The organism is Burkholderia latens, assembly GCF_001718795.1.
In the GTDB taxonomy this organism is placed as follows: domain Bacteria; phylum Pseudomonadota; class Gammaproteobacteria; order Burkholderiales; family Burkholderiaceae; genus Burkholderia; species Burkholderia latens_A.
In genome coordinates, this window is sequence record NZ_CP013435.1 from 2143358 (window position 1) to 2162148 (window position 18791).

Sequence of the window (18791 nt, forward strand, 5' to 3'; positions counted from 1 at the left end):
TCAGGCTGGATTGAATGAAAGCAGGCGGCTTCAGTGATCGGGCTTGGCCCACCAGGTCGATACGACCCAGCCCTCGGCCGAATAGTACAGCGGCAGCGTCTGCGGATAGGCAAGCGTGCGCTTGTACGCGATCCGGTGCGTCCCGCTGTACCACTGCGGCACCGCGTAGTAGCCATGCATCAGCACGCGGTCGAGCGCATGCGTCGCGTCGAGCAGTTCTTCGCGCGTCTGCGCGGTGCCGAGTGCGTGCAGCAACGCGTCGACCGCAGGCGACTTCAGGCCGATCAGGTTGTCGGAGCCCGGTTCGTCCGCGAACTTGCTCGCGTAGCGCGAATATTGTTCGGCGCCCGGCACCTGCACGCCCGGCAGGCGGATCGTCGTCATGTCGTAGTCGAATGCGTCGAGCCTCTTTTGCAGCAACGCGAAATCGGCCGTGCGAAAGCGCGCGTCGATGCCGAGCTTCGCGAGATTGCGCTGATAGGCGGTCACGACGCCCTGCATCGATCCGCCGGAATCGTCGAGGATCTCGAACGCGAACGGCTCGCCCTTCGCATTGCGCAACGCGCCGTCGCGATAGGTCCAGCCTGCCTGCGCGAGCAGCGCGCGAGCCTTCAACAGGTTCGCGCGCAGCGAGCCCGGCGGATTCGTGCTCGGTTGCGTAACCATCGGACCGAACACGGCCGGGTCGAGCTGCGCGCGCAGCGGCTCGAGCAGCTTCAGTTCACCCGGGCCCGGCGTACCGGTTGCCTGCAGGTCGGTGTCCGCGAAATAGCTGTCGAGGCGCGTGTACGCGCCGTAGAACAGCTGGCGATTCAGCCATTCGAAGTCGAACGCGAGGTCAAGCGCCTGACGCACGCGCACGTCGCGAAACAGCGGTCGGCGCAGGTTCATGAAGAAGCCCTGCATGCCCGCGCCATTGTGCTGGCGGAATTCGCGCTTGACGAGCTCGCCGTTGTCGAAACGCTTGCCGACGTCGCGGCGCGCCCAGTTGCGCGCGATGTACTCGACCAGCACGTCGTACTCGCCGGCCTTGAACGCCTCGAGCCGCGCGACGCCGTCGCCGTACAGCTTGTAGACGATCCGCTCGAAATTGTTGGTGCCGACCCGCACCGGCAAGTCGGCGCCCCAATACGCGGGATTGCGCCGGTACGTGATCGTGCGGCCGTTGTCGTAATGATCGATCAGGTACGGGCCGCTGCCGATCGGCTGCTCGAACGCAAGCTGGTCGAACGGAATGCGCGAACCGTCCGCGCGCAGCCCCCACTTGCGCGAGAACACCGGCACGCCGCCGGCAATCAGCGGCAACTCGCGGTTCGCGCTATGAAATTCGAAGCGCACGGTCGCCGGATCGACCACCACGGCCTTCGTGATTTCGGCGAAGTACGCGCCGAACTGCGGCGCGGCCTGTTTGCTCTTGAGTGTGTCGAACGAGAACTTGACGTCGTCGGCCGTGACGCGATCGCCGTTCGAAAAGCGCGCGCGCGGATTCAGGTGGAACGTGACCGAGCGGCGGTCCGGCGCGATGTCGATGTCGTCGGCGAGCAGGCCGTACGCGGACGCCGGCTCGTCGGAACTGCCGGTCGCGAGGCTCTCGAACAGCATGTCGATGCCCGGCGCGGGGTTGCCGCGCATCGTGAACGGATTGAATTTGTCGAACGACGTCAGCCGGTTCGGGTTCGCGAGCACCAGCGTGCCGCCCTTTGGCGCATCCGGGTTCACATAGTCGAAATGCTTGAAGCCCGGCGGATATTTCGGCTCGCCGTACTGTGCAATCGCATAGGCCGCGTGCGCGGCCGTCGCGGCCAGCAGCGCCTGTATTGCCCATACTGCCGCCGCGCGGCCGGCGGCCCGTACCGCCTGCGCGGCGCCGAAGCGGATGCGCGCGGCCGTGGCCCGGGGCGAACCCTTCGTCATAGTGGCCCTGTCGGTCGATTGTGGAATGGAACGAGGGTCGATTCTACCCATTGAACTCGACGTCGAGCCAGACCGCGGCTTTCCATGCGTGGCGCCGGAGCGTCGCGCCGATCGCGTGTACGTTGGAGGCGCAAAAGAAAAACCGCCACGCGGGCGGTTCTTCTTTCGGGGCACGCGCATCGCGCGTGCGTCGCAGTTCGATCAGCGCCAGCCGTTGTGACGGCCGTTATCCCAGTGACCATGCCCACGATCCCAGCCGCGGCCATGATGGCGGTACCACTCGTCGCGCGCCCAGTAGCGGCGGCCGTCCCAGTAGCGATCGCCGTGCCAGCCGATCACGATAGCCGGTGCCGGCCCGTACACGGGCGCAGGTGCATAGACAGGCGCCGGCTGGTAGACGACCGGCGGCGGAGGCGGCGGCGCGTACACGGGCGCAGGTGCGACGTAGACCGGAGCCGGCACGCCGACGTTGATCCCGACATTGACTCCCGCCATTGCTGCGCCCGACACGAGCAAGGCTGTCACACCGGTCAAGAGCGAGGCAACACGCAAAGTCTTCATGGATTCCTCTTCGAGTTGTTTCATGTGTGATTCGACTATAACGGCCGGCGCCATCTCCGCATATTTCAAGTTTGTAAGAACTGATGCGCGGCATCGCGCCGGGGACGGCTCGCTAACGTCTTGTAACAATTGACGGCCCTCAGCGGGCGGTCGTGGCTTGGCCGGCCTGCCCGCGCGCGGCTTGCGCGCCGCTATCGCGCCGGATACGCGGCCGCAGCGCACGCAGGGTGCGCGCAATCATACTGCTTCCCGTGCGCGCCGGTGCAGTCCGCCGGACAACGCCGAACGTGGCCGACGGCAGATGGCCGATGGCAATCGGCGGCAGGCAGGCGAAAAAAAAAGCGGCACGCGCGTGCCGCTTCTCCGTGGCCGGCGCACTGCGCCGCGATGCTGCTCAACGCGACATCATGTTCATGCTGACGTTGTGCATCACCCACAGCGTGCCGACGATCAGGATCGCCGCGGTGAGCACCGTGTAGCTGAACGCCATCACGTTCCAGCGCTGACCGGACGAACCGTTCATGTGCAGGAAGTACACGAGGTGCACGACGATCTGCACGAACGCGAGCGCGGCGAGCGCGATCAGCGACGCGTGCGGCGACAGCACGCCGCCCATCACGAGGCCGAACGACGCGGCCGTGAGCAGCACCGACAGGATGAAACCGGCGACATAGCCGCCGACGCTGCCGTGCCCTTCTCCGAGTTGAGACGAATGCGAATGGGCCATTTAGATCACGCTCGCGAGGTAGACGAAGGAAAACACGCAGATCCACACGATGTCGAGGAAGTGCCAGAAGAGACTCAGGCACGTCAGACGCCGCAGGTCGCGGTCGGTCAGATCGCCGCCGCGCAACACGATCTGCCCGGCCAGCACGATCATCCACAGGAGGCCTGCGGTTACGTGCAGCCCGTGCGTGCCGACCAGCGTGAAGAACGCTGACAGAAACGCGCTGCGCTGCGGGCCCGCGCCTTGCGCGATCAGGTGCGAGAACTCGCGCAGCTCCATTGCAAGAAACGCCGCGCCGAGCACGAACGTCACCGCGAGCCACGCAAGCAGCGCGCCGCGACGCTGCTTGTACGCGGCCAGCATCGCAAAGCCGTACGTGATGCTCGACAGCAGCAGCGCGGCGGTTTCGACCGCGACGCCCGGAATGTCGAACAGGTCCTTCGCGGTCGGGCCGCCCGCGTACTGGTTGCCGAGCACCGCGAACGTCGCGAACAACGCCGCGAAGATCACGCAGTCGGTCATCAGGTACAGCCAGAAGCCGAACACCGAATGCGACGGAGGATGGTCGTCGTGCTCGACCAGGGTCGCGCTCAAGGTTTTCTGCAACATCAGTTGGCCTCCAGTTCCACGTCGTCGACGCGCGTGGCCACGCGCGCCGCCGGTTGCTTCTCTTCGATCTTGCGCACCTTCGTCGCAGGGATGTAGTAGCCGTCGTTGTCACGCGAGCTGTAGATCACGAGCGTCGCGACGATACCCGCCAGCCCGCCGATCGCCATCCACCAGATGTGCCACACCAGCGCGAAGCCGAGCACCAGGCTGAAGACCGCGACGACGAGACCGGCACACGTGTTCGACGGCATGTGGATGTCGCGGATCGCTGCCGGGTCGGGGCGGCCGTCGCCGCGCGCCTTCATGTCCGCGTACGCATCGAGCGCGCGCACCTGCGGAATCACCGCGAAGTTGTAGTCAGCCGGCGGCGACGACGTCGCCCATTCCAGCGTGCGGCCGCCCCACGGATCGCCCGTGGTATCGCGATAGGCCGGCAGGTTGCGGTTGCGAATGCTGACCACCAGTTGCAACAGCTGGCACGCAATGCCGATCGCGATCAGCACCGCGCCGAACGCGGCGACGAGCAGCCACGGATGCCACGCCGGGTTGTCGTAGTGGTTCAGGCGACGCGTCATGCCCATGAAGCCGAGCACGTAGAGCGGCACGAACGCGACGTAGAAGCCGACCTGCCAGAACCAAAACGCCGCCTTGCCGAGCTTCTCGTTCAGCTTGAAGCCGAACGCTTTCGGAAACCAGTAATTGAAGCCAGCGAGATAACCGAACAGCACGCCGCCGATGATCACGTTGTGGAAGTGCGCGATCAGGAACAGGCTGTTGTGCAGCACGAAGTCCGCGCCCGGGATCGCCATCATCACGCCCGTCATGCCGCCGAGCGTGAATGTGACCATGAAGCCGATCGTCCACAGCACGGGCGTCGTGAACTGGATCCGGCCACGATACATCGTGAACAGCCAGTTGAACACCTTCACGCCGGTCGGGATCGCAATGATCATCGTCATGATCCCGAAGAACGCGTTCACGTTCGCACCCGAGCCCATCGTGAAGAAGTGATGCAGCCACACGAGGAACGACAGCACCATGATCGCGCAGGTCGCGTACACCATCGTCTTGTAGCCGAACAGCGGCTTCTTCGCGAACGTCGCAATGACTTCCGAGAAGATCCCGAACGCTGGCAGGATCAGGATGTACACCTCCGGATGGCCCCACGCCCAGATCAGGTTCAGATACAGCATCGCGTTGCCGCCGGCTTCGTTCGTGAAGAAGTGCATGCCGAGGTAACGGTCGAGGCCGAGCAGCGCGAGCGTCGCAGTCAGGATCGGGAACGACGCCATGATCAGCACGTTCGTGCAAAGCGCCGTCCACGTGAACACCGGCATCTTCATCAGCGTCATGCCGGGCGCGCGCATCTTGATGATCGTCACGAAGAAGTTCACGCCCGTCAGCAGCGTGCCGACGCCCGAGATCTGCAACGCCCACAGGTAGTAGTCGACCCCTACCCCCGGGCTGAACTGCAGCTCCGACAGCGGCGGATACGCGAGCCAGCCGGTCTGCGCGAATTCGCCGATCACGAGCGACACGTTGATCAGGATCGCGCTGACCGCCGTCATCCAGAACGACAGCGAGTTGATGAACGGGAACGCGACGTCGCGCGCGCCGATCTGCAGCGGCACGACCAGGTTCATCAGGCCGACCATGAACACCATCGCCATGAAGAAGATCATGATCACGCCGTGTGCCGTGAAGATCTGGTCATAGTGGTGCGGCGGCAGATAGCCGGGCGCGTTGTACGCGAGCGCGAGCTGCATGCGCATCATGATCGCGTCGGCGAAGCCGCGCAGCAGCATGATCATCGCGACGATGATGTACATCACGCCGAGTTTCTTGTGGTCGACCGTCGTCAGCCATTCCGTCCACAGCCACTTCCAGCGGCCGGTGATCGTCAGTGCGGCGAGTATGCCCAGCACGACCAGCCCCATGAAGGCGCCCGCCCCCATGATGATGGGCTGATCGAACGGGATCGCCGAAAGTGTGAGTTTGCCGAACATGCGTTACCCCTTCGTGCCGCAGGCGGCGTCCTTCAGGTCGAGGACGTGGCCATCGTTGTATTTCGCGATGATGTTGTGGAAGAGCCGCGGATCGACCGACGAGAAGTAGCGTACGGGCGCCTTCTCGCTTGGCTGCGCGACGGTGCCGTACGCAGTTGCGTCGAGCCGCTCGGGCGATGCCTTCACTTTCTGCACCCACGCGTCGAATTGCTCGCGCGGCTCGGCGAGCGTGCGGAACTTCATGTCGGAGAAGCCGCGCCCGCTGAAGTTGGCGGACGTGCCTGCGTAGTCGCCGGCTTCGTCGGCGATCAGGTGCAGGCGCGTCTGCATGCCGGCCATCGCGTAGACCTGGCCGCCTAGCTGCGGAATGAAGAACGAGTTCATCACCGAATCCGACGTGATACGGAAATTAACCGGCGTGCCGACCGGAATCGCAAGCTGGTTCACCGACGCGATGCCGAGTTCCGGATAGATGAACAGCCATTTCCAGTCGAGCGCGACGACCTCGACGTCGATCGGCTTCACCGACGACTCAAGCGGCTTGTACGGATCGAGCTCGTGCGTGGTTTTCCACGTGAGCACGCCGAGAAACAGAATGATCAGCGTCGGCACCGTCCAGATCACGACCTCGATCGCGGTCGAGTGCGACCAGTTAGGTGCATACGTGGCGTTGCGGTTCGATGCGCGGTAACGCCACGCGAACCACAGCGTGAGCAGGATCACCGGCACGACGACGATCAGCATCGCCCAAGTCGACGTCGCGATCAGCGCCTTCTCGGCAGCGCCCACGCTTCCTTTCGGATTTAGTACATCTAAATTACAGCCTGACAGGCTCAATGCCGCGCCGATCGATATCAGCGCCGTCCAGCCTTTTGAAGCTTTTCTATTCATCACACAGCCCGAGGGTCATTGAATCCGTTGCGTATGCCCGATGCGCATCCGATCCACGAAAGTGGCCGAATCATACGTCGCGCGGGCGCGATGAAAAACCGGCGATGACGGCAAATCATCATTGCAAAATCTGTTGTGAGACAGATTGTCGCGGGGCAATTCACGCGACCGGAAGATGGCTGCGAACCACCGGGAGAGTGGCCGCCGGCTTGCGATCGCGTGCGTCGCTACACCGATGGATGTGCGCGCAACGACGGCCCGCATCGTCTCGCGATGCGGGCTGCCGCACCGTGTCGCGCGATCAGCCGTGCGCCGATGCCATGTATGCGGGTTGCGCGGGCGCGCCGCCGTCGTCGGCCGGCAACTTCGAATGGCTGGCATCCTGAATCAACCGGCCGACCGTGGGATCGATCGCGTCGGTAAACGGCTTCGGATCGACGCCGACCATCAGCACGATCAGTGCGAGCGACGCAAACATCACGATCTCGCGGCGGCTGAGATCGGCGAGCTTCGCAACATGCGCGCTCGCGACCTTGCCGAACACGACGCGCTTGATCATCCACAGCGTGTACGACGCGCTGAGGATCAGCGTGAGCGCCGCAATCGCGCCAATCCAGAAGTTCACGCGAATCGCGCCCATGATGACCATGAACTCGCCGACGAAACCGGACGTGCCCGGCAGGCCGACGTTGGCCATCGCGAACAGCACCGAGAACATCGCGAAGCGCGGCATCACCCCCGCCACACCACCGTATGCGGCAATCTCGCGCTGCTTCGTGCGATCGACCAGCACGCTCACGCACAACAGCATCGCACCGGCGACGAAACCGTACGACACGAGCTGCACGATCGCGCCCTCGACGCCGATCCGGTTGAACAGGAACAGCCCGAGCGTGACGATCCCCATGTGTGCGACCGTCGAATACGCGAGCAGCTTGCCGAGGTCGGTCTGCGCGAGCGCGATCAGGCTCGCATAGACGATCGCGAACAGCGACAGCGCGATCACGGCCGGCGCGAAGAAGTGACTCGCGTCCGGTGTGATCGGCAGTGCAAAGCGCAGGAAGCCATAGCCGCCGAGCTTGAGCATCGCGAGCATCAGCGCAGCGCCGGTCGGGCCGTCCGTGTACACGTCGCGCAGCCACGTGTGGACGGGCCACATCGGCACCTTCACCGCAAACGCTGCAAAGAAGCCCAAGAACACCAGCAACTGCGGCGCGAAGCCCAGCTGCAGCGTGCGCCATGCGTTCATGTCGAACGTATGCGACTTCGCGAACAGGTACAGCATCGCCATCAACAGCAGCAGCGAACCCGCGAACGAGATGAAAAAGAACTTCACGGCCGCGTACACGCGATGCTCCCTGCCCCATGTGCCGATCAGCAGGTACAGCGGGATCAGCGTCGCCTCGAAGAAGATGAAGAACAGCAGCCCGTCCTGTGCGACGAACACGCCGACCATCAGCCCCGACAGGATCAGGAACGACGCGTAGTACTGCGCGACGCGCACTGTCACCGATTCCCACGACGCGATCACGACGACCAGCGTCGTGAAGGCAGTCAGCACGACGAGCCACAGCGACGCGCCGTCGATCCCGACACGCCAGCCGGCATTGAACGCGGCCAGCCAGTCGCGCGTTTCCACGAACTGCATCGCGGCCGAGTGCGAATCGAAGCCGGCCACGAGCGGCACGACGGCGGCCAACCCCGCCAGCGCGCCGACGAGCGCGATCAGTCTCGTGCGATTCGGATGACGGTCGGAACCGGCGCGCAGCAGGCACGCGCCGAACAGGATCGGAGCCCAGATCGCCAGGCTCAGAAAGGGAAAGTCTTGCATGTCAACAGCCTTGAGAAGGTCGCGCACTGCATCGGGAAACAGGCGTGACGAAGGGAACGAAATCAAATCGACAGATAGATTTCGTGGATCGCCAATGTTGGCAAAATGTAAAGCGGAATCAGGACGATGCTTGACGCCGCTCAAGCGCTATCGGGTTAACGAGCATACGGCGATTGAATATTTTTTGCAGCGCAGCAGAGCCGTGTTTCGCCGTACTTCGATAGGCAGTTGATTTTTCTGCGTAATATTTTGTATTGCTGTGCGGAGCAGACGGCCCGAATCGACGCGACGCCGCATTTTTGACGAAATGTCGCCGTTGCGACGCGCAAGAACAAAGCGAACGGAACGATAGTCGCGCGCGCATCTTTCCTTACATCGATGCTTTCATTGTTATTTCATCGCATACGATCGTTACGATCGGGACGCACGTCGGCCGCCACGCCAACCGCGCGTCAGCGCTCGCGGCTGAGCCTGTCCCATACGCGCATCGTGACTGCACGATAGTGGTTGTGCTGCGCAGGGAAATGGACGAAGCGGCTGTCGCGGGTCGCATACACGGGCGAGCATGCGAGCGACATCGCGTCGACGACGTAGCGCGCGTCGATCATGCCGGCGTGCAGCAGTTCCACATAGATCGCCTGCTGGTCGCCGCCGCTCGCATAGACGGACGACCGGTCGTCGAGATGCTCGATGCGTGCGCAAATGCGGTCGACCAGTTCACGCATCGGCGCGACGTTGCGCACGCCGATCATGCACGAGTTGATCGCCCACGCGGTGTGGTCGGTCCCGATCACGAAATCCCGCCCGTCGACCACGCGCTCGACCGTCTGGCGCTGGTCGATCGCGAGTATGTCGGCGTCGACCCAGAACACGAATGCGTGGTCCGGCAAATGTTCGCGGATCAGGTGCAGCTTCGCCCAGTTCGCATCGACGCCGGCCGGCACGAACGCAGGCGGCTCGCGGTACGCGTGATACGCGTAGCCGTGTCGCATGCAATAGCGAACGAAGTTGTCTTCGTGAATATCGCCGTAACCGGCGATGTGCGACGTGTGCAGGCTCACGAACGCGATGTCGGCGTGCGGGTTCAGATGGCGCGCCGGCTCGCGCGTGCGTTGCTGCGCGGCGCGCCAGTCGTCCATCGCGCGCGGCTGCTCGCCGTACCGGAGGCGCCCGGCATCGTGGACGAGCGCGAGCACGTAGCGAAAGTCGTAGTCGGGCGTCGGCGTCCAGACGCCGTCGATCTGCCGCCATTCGGGCGCTTGATGTGCGACGAGCGGCTGCGCGCCGACAACCACGTCGATCGCATGACCGTCACCCCACACTGTCTGGGCCGACGCGTAATGGCCGTTCGCAAGCGGCCGGTCGAACGGCAACGGCGGGAAGTGCACGGCAAGGAGCGTCGCCTCGCACTCGCGCTGTCGCTCGGGCAGATGCATTGCCCACTGGCCGAGTTCCACGGCCAGCGCACGCAAGCGCTCGCGCACGTCGGCGACATTGCGAAAGATCATGCCGCTCGCCGCAGGCAGCGCCGACTTCGGCGTCTGCGTTGTGACGATCGCATCGTAACCGGCCGCGACATCGGCAAGCGCATGCCGGCCGAACACGACCGAAAACGGATCGAGCACGAGCAGCAGCGCGCCCTCCTCCATCGCGACGAGCTGCGCGATGATCGCGTGATACTTGTGCAGCACCTGCTGGCGCTCGCCGTACACGTGCATGCCGTCGACGATCGCATGCCGGTAGCCGTGCTCTTGCGCGTAGCACGCATGATTTGCGACGAGCCCGTCGACAGGCCGATGCGAAATGATGGTCAGGACGGAATGCATGCGTGCCGGAACTCCGACGTGAGCCATGCGAGGCGATACGCGTATTTAGCCCATCGGCATCGCTGAAGTCGAGCATTGATTGGCTGTCCGGACGAAGCGCGGCGCCGAGCGGCGCATCGATGCAAATCGGAAAAGACGGGGAAACGAAGCGAGAAAAAGAAAAAGCCCCGCAAGTCCGAGAACTTGCGGGGCTTTGTCACCGCTTTTGGCGGAGACGGAGGGATTCGAACCCTCGATCCAGGTTTTGGCCCAGATGCTCCCTTAGCAGGGGAGTGCCTTCGACCTCTCGGCCACGTCTCCCAAACTTTCGCTCGCACCAAGGAGGCAGTGCGACGAGAACGAGATAATATAGGGTTTCGAACCGCGCGTCAATTTCCGTGATGCATTTTCTTCAATGCATCACGGAAAACTCACGCGGCCTGGTCGAGTTCGAATGCCTTGTGCAACGCGCGGACGGCCAGTTCCATGTATTTCTCGTCGATCAGCACCGAAATCTTGATTTCGGACGTCGAGATCATCTGGATGTTGATGCCCTCTTCCGACAGCGTACGGAACATCTTGCTCGCGACACCGACGTGCGAGCGCATGCCGACGCCGACGACCGACACCTTCGACACCTTCGGGTCGCCCTGCACGCGCTCGGCGCTCACATGGCCCTGCACCTGGTTCGTGAGGATGTCCATTGCCTTCTGGTAGTCGCCGCGCCCGACCGTGAACGTGAAGTCCGTCTTCCCTTCGACGCTCTGGTTCTGGATGATCATGTCGACGTCGACGTTCGCATCGGCGACCGGGCCGAGGATCTGATACGCGATGCCCGGCTTGTCGGGCACACCCATCACCGCAATGCGTGCTTCGTCGCGCTGGAACGCGATGCCGGAAATGACTGCCTTTTCCATGGTCTCGTCTTCTTCAAAAGTAATCAGGGTGCCCGAGCGCATTTCTTCGTCGAGCGCAATCAGCGGATCGGTCAGGCTCGACAGCACACGCGTCTTCACCTGGTATTTGCCGGCGAATTCGACCGAGCGGATCTGCAGGACCTTCGAGCCGAGGCTTGCCATTTCCAGCATTTCCTCGAACGTCACGCGATCGAGGCGTCGCGCCTCTTCGACCACGCGCGGATCGGTCGTGTAGACGCCGTCGACGTCCGTGTAGATCAGGCACTCTTCGGCATCCAGCGCGGCCGCCACCGCCACCGCGGAGGTATCCGAGCCGCCACGGCCCAGCGTCGTGATGTGGCCGTCCGGATCGACGCCCTGAAAGCCCGTGATGATCACGACCTTGCCGGCGTTCAGATCGGCCTTCACGCGCTCGTCGTCGATCGAGTGGATGCGCGCCTTCGTGAATGCGCTGTCCGTCTTGATCGGCACTTGCCAGCCGGCATAGCTCACGGCCTCGACGCCGATTTCCTGCAGCGCGATCGACAGCAGGCCGACGCTGACCTGCTCGCCGGTCGACGCGATCATGTCGAGCTCACGCGGGCTCGGCTGGCTCGAAATCTCTTTCGCGAGACCGAGCAGGCGGTTGGTTTCGCCGGACATCGCGGACGGCACGACCACCATCTGGTGCCCGGCCTGATGCCATTTTGCGACGCGTTTCGCGACGTTCTTGATGCGCTCGACCGAGCCCATCGAAGTGCCGCCGTATTTGTGTACGATGAGTGCCATTGTCGTTCTGAACTGAAGGAGAAGCCGCACGGGCGCGCTGGGCAGGCCGCGTTGCCGTTCGGTCACGCGGCTTGTGGCTGTGGACGGACGACGAGGGGGACGGCTGGGACGCAACACGCAAGCGTGACGGATTTTGCCCGGAAGGCCGATCAGGCCGCGCAAACCGGGTACGTCACGCGGAAAACCTGCACAAATCGCTCAAAAATCGAGCCGAGCAAACGACCGAGCGTACCCGATAGAGGGCGGCTTGACAAGCCGCTCGCCCGTTGGCAAGCGTTCCGGCGCCGTTTACCAAATGGTGAAAACCAGCGTTCGATCACGCGCCGCAGCGCATATCGGCGCTACGCGATCAGCACGTCGGGACGCCATTCGATCCGGCGCCACCGGGCGTCGCCGGAAAGCACGTTGCCGGTGAGCCCATCGACATGATTCACGCCGAGCTGCGGCACGTACACGAGCCGGTCGCCCGCGAACAGCAGCGGCACGTCGCGTTGCCATGCCGGCACGCCGCGCTCCTGGAACAGGTTCTTCAATGTGCGCCCGGGCCCGCCGGGCGACGTCCGCAGCCGCTCGCCGCCCGCACGGGCGCGTGCGACGAGCGCGGCGCTGCGCAACAGCGCCTCCGGCACCGCGCCGGCGCTGTCCGCGTCGGCCGGCGCAAACACGAACGTGCCGCGCCATGCCGGCACGTGCCAGACTTCCTGGCCATCCCACGCCAACGAGGACTCTGGATGCGGCGTGCCGGTACCGTCGTCGGCCGGATCGGCGCTGTCGCCGGCTTCCCAGTAAACCATGTCGCGATAGAGCCGCAGGCACTGCCCCGCGTGGTCGACGCGCAGCGCATGCGCGTCGTGCGCGGCGCGCAGTTGCCGCATCATGTTCGCGAGCCGCGCTGCCGACGCGCCCGGCAACCCGAGCCGGCGCATCCAGAAACGCAACAGGTTCGCACCGCGCGTGTCGTCGAACGCCACGAGTGCATCGCGCGACAGCGCACGACCTTCGTCGCGCGCGGCGCCGGCGAAATCCAGTTCGGCCAGATCGTCGAGCAGCCGCTGCGCGGCAGCCGCGTGCTGGGCCGCGCGACCGAGCGCATCGCGAAAGCCCGGAAAGTGCGCAGCCAGCGTCGGCAGCACGTCGATGCGCAACGCGTTGCGCGCATAGCGCGTGTCGCCGTTCGATTCATCGTCGATCCAGGCGAGCCCGCGCTGAACCGCGTAGCGTTCCAGTTGCGCACGCAACAATCGCAACAGCGGCCGCACGCGCTCGACGCTTGCACCATCCGGACGATAGCGCGGCGCCATCGCGGCCAGACCGGCAATCCCCGCGCCGCGCAACAATTGCAGCAGCACGGTCTCGGCCTGATCGTCCGCATGCTGCGCGATCCAGAGCGCCGCCACGCCGCGACGCTCGCACATCGCATCGAGCGCAGCATATCGGCGCTTGCGTGCGGTCGCCTCGACGCCGAGGCCGCTGTCGTGCGGCACGTCGACACGCTCGGATTCGAACGCGACGCCAAGCCGTTCGGCCGTCGCCTGCGCATGCGCGACCCAGGCGTCGGCGTTCGCGCTAAGTCCGTGATGCACGTGCAGCGCGATGCAACGTTCTGCGCCCGCGACGCGCACGGCCGCGTCGAGCAGTACCGTCGAGTCGAGGCCGCCGCTGTACGCAATCGCGATCTGAGCATCTGACGGCATGTCGGAAAGCGCAACGCCGATCGCGTCGAGGACGACGCGATCGGCGCTGAGTTGGGTCGGAGGGATCACGATCGAAACGCGCGCCGGATGGCGCGCGAGGTGCACATGCCGGTCACGCGCCGGGCGTGGTTTCCTTGAACTTGCCGTAGGCCATCAGGCGCTCGAAGCGACGCTCGCGCAGCGCATCGATGCTCATGCCCTGGAACTGGCGCAGCGAATCCGCAAGCGCGCGGCGCAGCAGCGCAGCCATGCCCTTCGGATCGCGATGCGCGCCGCCGAGCGGTTCGTTGACGATCTTGTCGATCAGCCCGAGCGCCTTCAGGCGATGGGCGGTGAGGCCGAGTGCTTCGGCAGCCTCGGGCGCCTTTGCGGCGCTCTTCCACAGAATCGACGCGCAACCTTCCGGCGAGATCACCGAGTAGGTCGAAAACTGCAGCATCATCACCGTATCGGCCACCGCGATCGCGAGCGCGCCGCCCGAACCGCCCTCGCCGATCACCGTCGTGATGATCGGCGTCTTCAGCTCCGCCATCACGTACAGATTGCGGCCGATCGCTTCCGACTGGCCGCGCTCTTCCGCACCGATGCCCGGATAGGCGCCCGGCGTGTCGACGAACGTGAAGATCGGCAGACCAAACTTCTCGGCGAGGCGCATCAGGCGCTCGGCCTTGCGATAGCCTTCCGGGCGCGGCATCCCGAAGTTGCGCGCCGCGCGTTCCTTGGTGTCGCGGCCCTTCTGGTGGCCGATCACCATGCACGGATGGCCGCCGAAGCGCGCGAGACCGCCGACGATCGACAGATCGTCCGCGAACGCGCGGTCGCCATGCAGTTCGTGGAAATCGGTAAACAGTTCCGCGACGTAATCGAGCGTGTACGGACGCTGCGGATGCCGGGCGATCTGCGAGACCTGCCACGGCGACAGGTTCGCGTACAGATCCTTCGTCAGTTGCTGGCTCTTCTTCGACAGCCGCTCGATTTCTTCCGAAATATCGACAGCCGAGTCGTCCTGCACGAATCGCAGCTCTTCGATCTTGGCCTCGAGTTCGGCGATCGGCTGTTCGAAATCCAGAAACGTGGTCTTCATGTGTTCGAATCCTTGGGTCTTGCGGCAGCGCGTATTCTACCCGCGCGGGCGATGTGCAAAACCGGCTCTCAACTATTGATGTTTAAAACCTGATAGCCGTCAGTCTGCGTCAGTGTCGGGCACGTCGAGACTGCGCCACATATACCAGGTCGCGACAGTGCGCCACGGCTCCCAGTTGGCGGCCACTTCGCGGGCCTCGCTGCGTGTGACGGGCTCCCCGCTAAAGTAATTGACGCTGATCGCGCGGATCAGGCCCGGATCGTCGAGCGGCAGGACGTCCGGTCGCGACAGGTTGAAGATCAGGAACATCTCGGCCGTCCAGCGGCTGATGCCGCGGATCTGCGTAAGTTCCGCGATCACATCCTCGTCGTCCATCGACGTCCATTTGTCGACGTGCAGTGCACCGGACACGAAGTGCTGCGCAAGGTCGAGAATGTATTCCGTCTTGCGCTTCGACAGCCCGCATCCGATCAGTTTGTCCGCACCGAGCCGGATCACCGGCTGCGGCGCGAGCTTCGGACACGCATCCTCGATGCGCGCCCACAGCGCCTGTGCGGACGGCACCGAAATCTGCTGCCCGACGACCGAGCGCGCGAGTGTAACGAACGGATCACCGCGCTTCACCAGATGCGCCGGGCCGAACTTCGGGATCAGCTTCTTCAGGATCCGGTCGCGCTTGACGAGATCTGCGCACGCCTTGTCCCAATATGCGGGACGCACGATACCATCCGCGGCGTCGGCTGCCGGATCGGATGCGCGCGACTTGCGCGCCGGGTCCGCAGCCGCCATCGCGACCTCCGGCTGCGCCGCATCCGCGCCCTTCGCGCGGGCGGGCTTCGCATGACCGTTCATCGCGCCGTTCGGCATGGCGCGCGCAGCGTCCGCCTTTGCCGTTGGCGAGCGCTTGGCTGCCGGACGCGCGGCGAGCGGAGTCGCACGCCTGACCGGCGCTTTTCTGGCCGTTGCCATCTTGCCTCCTACCTGACGGATCGGTCAGTGGAACGCACCGCGCTCATACGCGACGCCATTCGGTCGATCCGCCCGGTTTGTCTTCAAGTGCGATGCCGGCATCGAGCAGTTCCGCCCGAATCCGGTCCGCTTCGGCATAGTCCTTCGCTCGTTTCGCCGCGACGCGCGCGGCGATCCTCGCCTCGATTTCATCGGCTGCGAGCCCACCCGCCTGCGCGGCGCCGGTGCCCTGCTGCAGGAACGCGCGCGGCTCGCGGCCAAGCAGGCCCAGCAGACCCGCCAATTGCTTCAGCTGCCGCGCGAGCGACGCATCGCGCGTGCGGTTGACCTCGCCGGCCAGCTCGAACAGCGTCGCCACCGCGACCGGCGTATTGATGTCGTCGTTCATCGCGGCCGCGAAACGCTGCGCATGCGGCTCGTTCCAGTCGAGCGCGAGCGTGTCGGGTTCGACATCCTTCAGCGCCGTATACAGACGCGTGAGCGACGCACGCGCATCGTCGAGGTGCACGTCGCTGTAGTTGAGCGGCGACCGGTAGTGCGTGCGCACGATGAAGAAGCGCATGACCTCGGCGTCGTACCGCTCGAGCACTTCGCGGATCGTGAAGAAGTTGCCGAGCGACTTCGACATCTTCTCGTTGTCCACTTGCACGAAGCCGTTGTGCATCCAGTAATTGACGAACGTCTGGCCGGTCGCGCCTTCGCTCTGCGCGATTTCGTTCTCGTGGTGCGGGAATTGCAGATCCTGCCCGCCGCCGTGAATGTCGAAATGCTCGCCGAGCAGCGTGCAACCCATCGCGGAGCACTCGATGTGCCAGCCCGGCCGGCCCATCCCGTACTTCGACGACCACGACGCGCCTTCAGGCTCGCCCTCCTTCGCGCGCTTCCACAGCACGAAGTCGAGCGGATCCTGTTTTGCATCGTTCGCGGCGACGCGTTCGCCCGCGCGCAGGTCGTCCAGCGACTTGCCCGACAGCTTCCCGTAGTTCGCGAACTTGCGCACCGAATAATTGACGTCGCCGTCGCCCGCCTGATACGCGTAGCCGTTCGCCTCGAGCTTCTCGATCATTCCGAGCATCTGCGGAATGAACTGCGTGGCGCGCGGCTCGATGTCGGGCCGCTGAATGCCGAGCGCCGCCTCATCCTCGTGCATCGCGTCGATGAAACGGTCGGTCAGCGACTTGATCGTCTCGCCGTTCTCGACCGCGCGACGGATGATCTTGTCCTCGATGTCGGTGATGTTGCGCACGTACGTGACCCGATAGCCGATCGCACGCAGCCAGCGCTGGACGAGGTCGAACACGACCAGCATGCGCGCGTGGCCCACGTGACAATAGTCGTAGACGGTGATCCCGCATACGTACATCCGCACTTCGCCGGACTGGCGCGGCACGAAAACTTGCTTGTCACGCGCGAGCGTGTTGTAGATGCGCAGTGATTCCATAGAGATGAACCGTGAGCCGAAGGAAACCGCCCTGGCGAAGCTCGCCCAGCATGCGACACGGACGGACCGCCTGTTACGGCACGACGCCGCGCGTCCTCGATATCACATGGGGCGGTCAGGCTGCAAGCACAGCGGTGACGGCCACGAGAGGCAAAGAAAGACTGTCTGCGGCTCGCCGGAACGCGCAGACGTTTTGTTAGAATGGGTCGGAGTATAACATTCCGATTTACGCCTATGAAACCTCATCGCGGCCGTGCGCCGAGCGCTGCGACCCTCGTTGCGACCGCCGTCGTGGGCGTCGCACTGACGCTTTTCGCGGCCCCCGCGGCGCATGCGCAAAAGGCTCCGGCCACCGCCGACGGCACGCCCGAAATCGACGCGTCGATCGCCGGCAAGCAATGGAAGCAGGCGCTCGCGCAACTCGACGCGCGCATCGCGGCGAATCCGCACGACGTGCAGGCGCAGTTCAAGCGCGGCACCGTGCTCGCCCGCCTGAACCGCGACGACGACGCGATCCAGCAGTTCGTCGCGATCACGCAGGCCTACCCCGAACTGCCCGAGCCCTACAACAACCTCGCGGCGCTCTACGCGAAGCACGGCCGCTACGACGAAGCGCGCAGCGCGCTCGTCACGGCGACGCAAGCGAACCCGAGCTACTCGCTCGCGTACGAGAACCTCGGCGACCTGTACCTGCGGCTCGCGGCCGAGTCGTACAAGCGCGCGCAATCGCTCGGCCACACGAGCGGCGCGACCGCACAGCGCCTCGCCGACGTGCAGAAGATCGTGTCGCCGCCGAAGCCGGCCGCCGGCGCGCACAACGTCACGCCCGCCACGCGCGCGTACACCGACCGTGCCGCCGCAAACGTGAGCACCACCACGCTGCCGATGTCGCCGACGTTCCAGTTCAACGGTCCGTCCGGTGCGCTGGCGGCGCCGTACGTCGCGCCGTCGCAGTAAAGCGGCGCAACCTTCCCTCCCTCCCAACCTGAGGATCGCAATGAAACGTCTGTTGCTGGCGCTTGGCGGCGCCGCCCTTCTCGCGACCGCGCCTGCCTTCGCGCAATCGGCCACCGCGCACCCGATCGTGCAGCTCAAGACCTCGCAGGGCGACATCCGCGTCGAGCTCTACCCGGAGAAGGCGCCGAAGACGGTCGCCAACTTCCTCGATTACGTGAAGGCCGGCCAGTACAACGGCACGATCTTTCATCGCGTGATCAAGGGCTTCATGATCCAGGGCGGCGGCTACAAGACCAACTTCGAGGAGAAGCCGACCCGCGCGCCGATCCCGCTGGAAAGCCGCAATGGTCTGAAGAACCTGACGGGCACGATCGCGATGGCGCGCACCAGCGATCCGAACTCGGCCACCGCGCAGTTCTTCATCAACACGGTTGACAACAACGGCCTCGACTACCCGAACCCGGACGGCAACGGCTACGCGGTGTTCGGCAAGGTCGTGTCTGGCCTCGACGTCGTGAAGAAGATCGAAGGCGTGGCGACGACCTCGCGCGGCCCGATGCAGGACGTGCCGGCCCAGCCGGTCGTGATCGAATCCGCGAGCATCGTCTCGAAGTAAG

Annotated in this window: 15 protein-coding genes, 1 tRNA gene and 1 pseudogene; 3 read left to right on the forward strand and 14 right to left on the reverse strand. The window is 64.6% G+C overall.

All coding sequences use genetic code 11. The annotated features are described in order from the left end of the window. Positions 1 to 30: 30 nt before the first annotated feature. The 10 genes from WK25_RS09985 to WK25_RS10030 all read right to left on the reverse strand — a co-directional run bounded on the left by WK25_RS09985 (position 31) and on the right by WK25_RS10030 (position 12029). Entirely contained in the window at positions 31 to 1914 is a 1884-nt protein-coding gene (locus tag WK25_RS09985; protein ID WP_040144521.1) for an extracellular solute-binding protein, read from the reverse strand. A 201-nt stretch (positions 1915 to 2115) separates the two neighbouring features. Beyond that, positions 2116 to 2475, reverse strand: coding sequence for a hypothetical protein (locus tag WK25_RS09990; RefSeq protein WP_040144986.1), 360 nt, complete (start codon positions 2473 to 2475; stop codon positions 2116 to 2118). A 394-nt stretch (positions 2476 to 2869) separates the two neighbouring features. Then, entirely contained in the window at positions 2870 to 3202 is a 333-nt protein-coding gene (gene cyoD, locus WK25_RS09995; protein ID WP_040144523.1) for a cytochrome o ubiquinol oxidase subunit IV, read from the reverse strand. Then, on the reverse strand, positions 3203 to 3811 hold the full coding sequence (gene cyoC / locus WK25_RS10000) for a cytochrome o ubiquinol oxidase subunit III (protein WP_040144524.1): 609 nt from the start codon (positions 3809 to 3811) through the stop codon (positions 3203 to 3205). It lies immediately after the preceding gene. Then, complete coding sequence (gene cyoB, locus WK25_RS10005) at positions 3811 to 5817, reverse strand: cytochrome o ubiquinol oxidase subunit I (RefSeq protein ID WP_040144525.1); 2007 nt, start codon at positions 5815 to 5817, stop codon at positions 3811 to 3813. The genes cyoC and cyoB overlap by 1 nt, the downstream gene beginning before the upstream one ends. Before the next feature lie 3 nt (positions 5818 to 5820). After that, a complete protein-coding gene (gene cyoA / locus WK25_RS10010; RefSeq protein WP_040144526.1) occupies positions 5821 to 6708 on the reverse strand; it encodes a ubiquinol oxidase subunit II in 888 nt (295 codons plus the stop codon). 301 nt (positions 6709 to 7009) lie between these two features. Further along, the gene (locus WK25_RS10015; protein ID WP_069241520.1) at positions 7010 to 8539 is read right to left on the reverse strand and encodes a complex I subunit 4 family protein; all 1530 of its coding nucleotides are present in this window, start codon (positions 8537 to 8539) and stop codon (positions 7010 to 7012) included. 452 nt (positions 8540 to 8991) lie between these two features. Then, positions 8992 to 10365, reverse strand: coding sequence for a hypothetical protein (locus WK25_RS10020; protein WP_059546090.1), 1374 nt, complete (start codon positions 10363 to 10365; stop codon positions 8992 to 8994). A 206-nt stretch (positions 10366 to 10571) separates the two neighbouring features. Continuing rightward, positions 10572 to 10665, reverse strand: a tRNA-Ser gene (locus WK25_RS10025). Positions 10666 to 10775: 110 nt separating this feature from the next. Beyond that, a complete protein-coding gene (locus tag WK25_RS10030) occupies positions 10776 to 12029 on the reverse strand; it encodes an aspartate kinase (RefSeq protein WP_040144529.1) in 1254 nt (417 codons plus the stop codon). Here WK25_RS10030 and WK25_RS32395 point away from each other — a divergent pair. Continuing rightward, a pseudogene (locus WK25_RS32395) lies at positions 12012 to 12249 on the forward strand (hypothetical protein); the annotation flags it as partial. The gene WK25_RS10030 and the pseudogene WK25_RS32395 overlap by 18 nt on opposite strands. 121 nt (positions 12250 to 12370) lie before the next feature. On the opposite strand, the gene tilS reads toward WK25_RS32395, so the two are convergent. The 4 genes from tilS to cysS all read right to left on the reverse strand — a co-directional run bounded on the left by tilS (position 12371) and on the right by cysS (position 17217). Then, positions 12371 to 13792 carry a tRNA lysidine(34) synthetase TilS gene (gene tilS, locus WK25_RS10035; protein ID WP_069241972.1) on the reverse strand — a complete coding sequence of 474 codons (1422 nt, stop codon included), beginning with the start codon at positions 13790 to 13792 and terminating at the stop codon, positions 12371 to 12373. Positions 13793 to 13835: 43 nt separating this feature from the next. Then, positions 13836 to 14807 (reverse strand): acetyl-CoA carboxylase carboxyltransferase subunit alpha, encoded by a 972-nt coding sequence (locus tag WK25_RS10040; RefSeq protein ID WP_034207712.1) that lies wholly within the window; start codon positions 14805 to 14807, stop codon positions 13836 to 13838. 99 nt (positions 14808 to 14906) lie between these two features. Then, positions 14907 to 15776 carry a DNA-3-methyladenine glycosylase family protein gene (locus tag WK25_RS10045; protein ID WP_040144530.1) on the reverse strand — a complete coding sequence of 290 codons (870 nt, stop codon included), beginning with the start codon at positions 15774 to 15776 and terminating at the stop codon, positions 14907 to 14909. Positions 15777 to 15819: 43 nt separating this feature from the next. After that, positions 15820 to 17217 (reverse strand): cysteine--tRNA ligase, encoded by a 1398-nt coding sequence (gene cysS / locus WK25_RS10050; RefSeq protein ID WP_069241521.1) that lies wholly within the window; start codon positions 17215 to 17217, stop codon positions 15820 to 15822. Positions 17218 to 17451: 234 nt separating this feature from the next. Between cysS and WK25_RS10055 the strand changes: the two genes are divergently transcribed. Together WK25_RS10055 and WK25_RS10060 are read left to right on the forward strand one after the other, a co-directional pair. Continuing rightward, positions 17452 to 18174 carry a tetratricopeptide repeat protein gene (locus WK25_RS10055; protein ID WP_069241522.1) on the forward strand — a complete coding sequence of 241 codons (723 nt, stop codon included), beginning with the start codon at positions 17452 to 17454 and terminating at the stop codon, positions 18172 to 18174. 40 nt (positions 18175 to 18214) lie between these two features. After that, the gene (locus WK25_RS10060) at positions 18215 to 18790 is read left to right on the forward strand and encodes a peptidylprolyl isomerase (protein WP_040144533.1); all 576 of its coding nucleotides are present in this window, start codon (positions 18215 to 18217) and stop codon (positions 18788 to 18790) included. Position 18791 lies beyond the last annotated feature (1 nt).